The sequence below is a fragment of the Rubripirellula obstinata genome (assembly GCF_001642955.1).
Lineage (GTDB): Bacteria > Planctomycetota > Planctomycetia > Pirellulales > Pirellulaceae > Rubripirellula > Rubripirellula obstinata.
On record NZ_LWSK01000215.1, the window covers coordinates 1 to 4,233 of the forward strand.

Below are 4,233 nucleotides of genomic sequence, written 5' to 3' on the forward strand. Positions count from 1 at the left end.
TCTATGGCTCGCTACGGCCTACATACTGGCGATCAGGAAAATGTGCCGTTGCCACAATGCTTCACAGCGCTGCAGTTTGTGTTGCCTGCCATGGTGCAGCTTGCCCAATTTGCTGCGTTGCAAACATTTTCGTCAGCCCAGGCATCGCCCCGCGCGTCATGCTGGCCCCGCGTGCTACGAGCGATTCGCGCCGCCCGTTGGGCACGCGATTAGACACCTGAGCTGATACAAATCGGGAAGCAAATTCAGCACAATCCCAAAGCACCTACAACCAAGACACAACCAGAACCCACAAACAAACGCATCACCACCGAATCACCCCTTCCCCAAAAACTTCATAATTCACTCAAAGCTCAGCCGCAAAACATTGACACCACCCCCGCTGATGAGAGACAATCAGACTCGAGGAAGCCAAGTGATAATAAGTCTGAGAACAAGCCTGAGAACAAGTCGCGTCACCCAGGACGCCGAAGGTCCATCCCGGTGATAACAAGTCGAGCTCACCCCATTGTGGGTAGGCACCACAAAAATAAGCTCAAACACGCCAAACCATAGAATGACGCAAAATCAACACTTGTTATCACCCTCGCCCTAAGGTGAGAAACAAGTTATCCGACTGAGTGCTCGGTCGTGCCGACGAACTCGAAGTTGCTCTCAGGGGCACACTCAACGCCTCCGTTGGCTGATCGCTCAACTATTCCAACGCTTGGCTCTGCATCATTTACTTGCGACCATTCCTTCCGATCGTTACTCTGGACCGTCCTGGTCGATCCCAACGGTTGCTCGCGTCGCGGGTCACCGACGGGGCGGGACGCCGGCGATACACGATCCAATCCTCGTCTTGATTCGATCCCCGATTCCGAAGAGTTTTACCGCGGTTCCAAACTTGTTCATGTGGCGACGTCCCGTCGATGTTTTCTGCTTCGCAGGTTATACTCGATCCATTGTGGCGGCGTCCCGCCGATGTTTTCTGCTCGCGCAGGTCATCCTCGATTCACACCGATGTTTTCGCATTGTCTGTTCTCGCTCTTGCGCCTCGGGCCTGTCGCTGGTTTCCATCGTATCCCATGCCGACGGATAACCAAAGGATGCACCGGAGTGGGGCTTGCGGCCGTTTCCTGATGGTTACTTTTTCCGTCCCCACCCGGTGATCCTAGACGTTATCCCGCTCGGTGCGCGGTCTCTCCGCTTCAACGCCGAACGTTCGATCGCTTGCTTTCCTACACATCGAGACTCGTTACGTCGGATCGCTTGCTTGATCACTCCTTCTTTGCTCGTGCTGGTCGCTCGCTGACTCTATCTCCGCTGCGCCCGGCCCAAACTCCGCTTCAACGCTTGATCCTTTGCTTGCACGAAGGTCGCGACGACTCGATTCGCCGCTAGCCTGCTTTTCCGCTTCAACGCTTAACTGTGCGACTCGAATCCACGCGACCTTTCCCCGCTGCATCACTTTCCTACCCCTCTGCTTGCACGCTTTTCTCCGCTCCACCTCCCGCAAACGAACGGAATGTCGCCGATGGGATTTTTTTCCACTTCTTTAAGGCATCCCATCGGCGACATACCGTTCGCTTGCTGACCGCTACTTTCGTATCACGGACCGTGATCTTTACTGCTTGCGTTTGCGCTGATCCCGACGCTACACTTTAGCCTGTGTTCCAACGCTCCGTCCAGCATGGCGACGTCCCGTCGTTCTTTTCCAACGCATCGATCATGCTCGATTCAGTGCAAAGGGATAACCAAAGGATGCACCGGAGTGGGGCTTGCGGCTGCTTTCTGATGGTTACCTTTTCCGTCCCCACCCGGTGATCCTAGACGTTATCCGACTAAAATCAATGCGAAACACCCTGCTTTGCCTCACCGCTGTGCTTTTTTCGGGATGCTTCAATCTCGAACCAAAGCCGTTTGATGATCTGCGGATTGCAATCGTGTCGAATACGCTGATCCAATCCGCTTCTGTTACATTCCCGGATGAAACAGAGTTGACGATTCCACCTGACAAGTATGACTCGTTCCGTGAACTGTTTCGCACGCTTGCTCCAATTGATCGCGTTGTTGAGTCTCCCGGCCTGCCGGGACTTCCGGATTACGAACTGATGTTTTTCGCGGCCGGCAACGTCGCAAACATCGACGTCATGATCGCTGATTCCAAGCTTATCTGGACATTGGGACGGCTTCCAGTACCATGGTGGCGACACGACGCGATTTCGAGCTGCTGCCGACTTGATCCGATCTGACCTCCTTGACCGCAATGACGGCGGATAACCAAAGGATGCACCGGAGTGGGGCTTGCGGCTGCTTTCTGATGGTTACCTTTTCCGTCCCCACCCGGTGATCCTAGACGTTATCCGACTGAAACAGTATGAAAACAAACGACGGACTGACCGTTTTCCCGATCGAGCAACCCATGCTGAACAGCATCCTGGAGTCGAGGCCGGTCGAATGCATCCAGCAGCACATCTCGATCCGCGACGGACTTCCCATTCAAACCGAACGCTCCGCCGTTAACGATAACCTGTTACGTGCCGATCTGAGCGTAGGCCAACTCGCCCCCGACCTGTTCGTTGCGTTCGCAGAAGAACACTGCGACGCGATTGTCGCATTTTCAGATGATGCAAAGACGAACTGGCCTGACGAGGATGCCGACGGCTTTGGCGATCCGGACACCGACGCATGCGACCGAGAGAACACGATCGTTCATGGATACTCTTATGGGTTCGGTACTAGATGGGTCATCTACTTCTACCTCGCGTCTACTGGTGATGCTAAGCTATTACGGACGTACCTGAAGAACCGTCGAATTCCTCGGCCTGGGTCTTTCGCTCGTGACATCGAACGCTCGTTTAGACGCGTGAACGGGCCCGCGACCGACGGATAACCATGGGATGCACCGGAGTACGGCTTGCACGATTTTCTGTGATGGTTGACTTTTCTCTCCGTACCCGGTGATCCCGGTCGTTATCCGACTGACATTGTGACATGATTCACGATCGCCCACCTGACGCCTTTTTCGACGGACTCGCAGAAGGCAGCCTACTTTCATGGGGCATCGTTGTCTTTTGCGTCATCGTTTGCATTGGCTGTGGCCTTTGGGGCTATCTGTCGCGCGACGATGATTAACGCCGAGAGAGCACGGGCACCGCAGGGGCACTGGGCAACGTCGAGCGTTGAATTGTTGAACGTTTTATCTACAGCACTCGACACACACCGAAATTTTGGCTTCCCGTCGCAAATCGCTACCATTACATTTACACAAGTGGCCACCCACGTGGACGAAGTCCAGGCTGGCGGCGTCCCGCCGTTGTTTTCTGCTCGCGCAGATCATCGTGGCGACGTTCCGTCGTTGTTTTCCGCTCGCGCGGCCCATGCTCGCTGGCTGTCCGCCTCGCAACCCATAATCGCGGATAACCAAGGGATGCACCGGAGTGGGGCTTGCGGCTGCTTCCTGATGGTTACCTTTTCCGTCCCCACCCGGTGATCCTAGACGTTATCCGACTGAATCCTCCGAACCCAACCCAATGGCAGGCATCAATCCTTACGAACCGTCGCATGCGAAATCCGATCGCGATCGTTCGCTAGCTTGGCTGACACGCCTGTCAATCTATGCGGTCCTATTCAACCTCTCTTGGGACGCGTCCGTTGGAACGCCGTTCTTGCTGCGCTGGCTTAACCGGACGCAACCCGACCTGCTGTTCCAGATCTTCGTTGCTGCGGTCATAGCCATCCCAATCTATCTGATTGGGCATTTGATGGCTCGCTCACACTCAAATGCCGAAACCCTCATGCGTTCAATTGTTGCTGGATTCGTCTTCGGAACTCAACCCACCGAAGTGCTCCGGTTGGAAGAACTGCCGCGCATGCTATCGCAATACGGCTTCAATTTTGCTAGCGTGCTATATCGCGAGCAATCGCACTGGCTGTTTGATATGCTCATTGCCTTGCTTGCCGAATTTATCGCTGTGGCATTGGTTTCTTTGGTGTATCGAAGCACGTCTCGGCGCACTGCCCTTGAAAAGAGCGGATAACCAAAGGATGCACCGGAGTACGGCTTGCGAGATTTTCCGTGATGGTTGACTTTTCCCTCCGTACCCGGTGATCCTGGACGTTATCCGACTGAGCCGCGGACACTTGCTGCCCGCCTCGCGCCCTGCGGGGCACAACCTACGCACGCCCAAACCAGCTTTGCCCCCAACGCTCAACGAAATCGAAGTGCCGACTGCCCTGCGGGGCATTAAC

4 protein-coding genes are annotated in these 4,233 nt (G+C 55.0%); all 4 read left to right on the forward strand.

Annotated features, from left to right (window positions below; all coding sequences use genetic code 11):
* The coding region (locus tag RC85_RS28710) for a hypothetical protein (protein WP_238383223.1) at positions 1 to 213 on the forward strand (213 nt) is incomplete at its 5' end.
* Positions 214 to 1,832: 1,619 nt separating this feature from the next.
* Entirely contained in the window at positions 1,833 to 2,234 is a 402-nt protein-coding gene (locus RC85_RS24895; RefSeq protein ID WP_238383224.1) for a hypothetical protein, read from the forward strand.
* 125 nt (positions 2,235 to 2,359) lie between these two features.
* On the forward strand, positions 2,360 to 2,875 hold the full coding sequence (locus RC85_RS24900) for a hypothetical protein (protein ID WP_068267509.1): 516 nt from the start codon (positions 2,360 to 2,362) through the stop codon (positions 2,873 to 2,875).
* Positions 2,876 to 3,515: 640 nt separating this feature from the next.
* The gene (locus RC85_RS24905) at positions 3,516 to 4,022 is read left to right on the forward strand and encodes a hypothetical protein (RefSeq protein WP_068267511.1); all 507 of its coding nucleotides are present in this window, start codon (positions 3,516 to 3,518) and stop codon (positions 4,020 to 4,022) included.
* Positions 4,023 to 4,233: the final 211 nt, after the last annotated feature.

Bases quoted from the DNA above. Each gene is read 5' to 3' on its own strand.
- RC85_RS24895 (WP_238383224.1), top strand. From the start codon at position 1,833: ATGCGAAACACCCTGCTTTGCCTCACCGCTGTGCTTTTTTCGGGATGC.
- RC85_RS24900 (WP_068267509.1), top strand. From the start codon at position 2,360: ATGAAAACAAACGACGGACTGACCGTTTTCCCGATCGAGCAACCCATG.
- RC85_RS24905 (WP_068267511.1), top strand. From the start codon at position 3,516: ATGGCAGGCATCAATCCTTACGAACCGTCGCATGCGAAATCCGATCGC.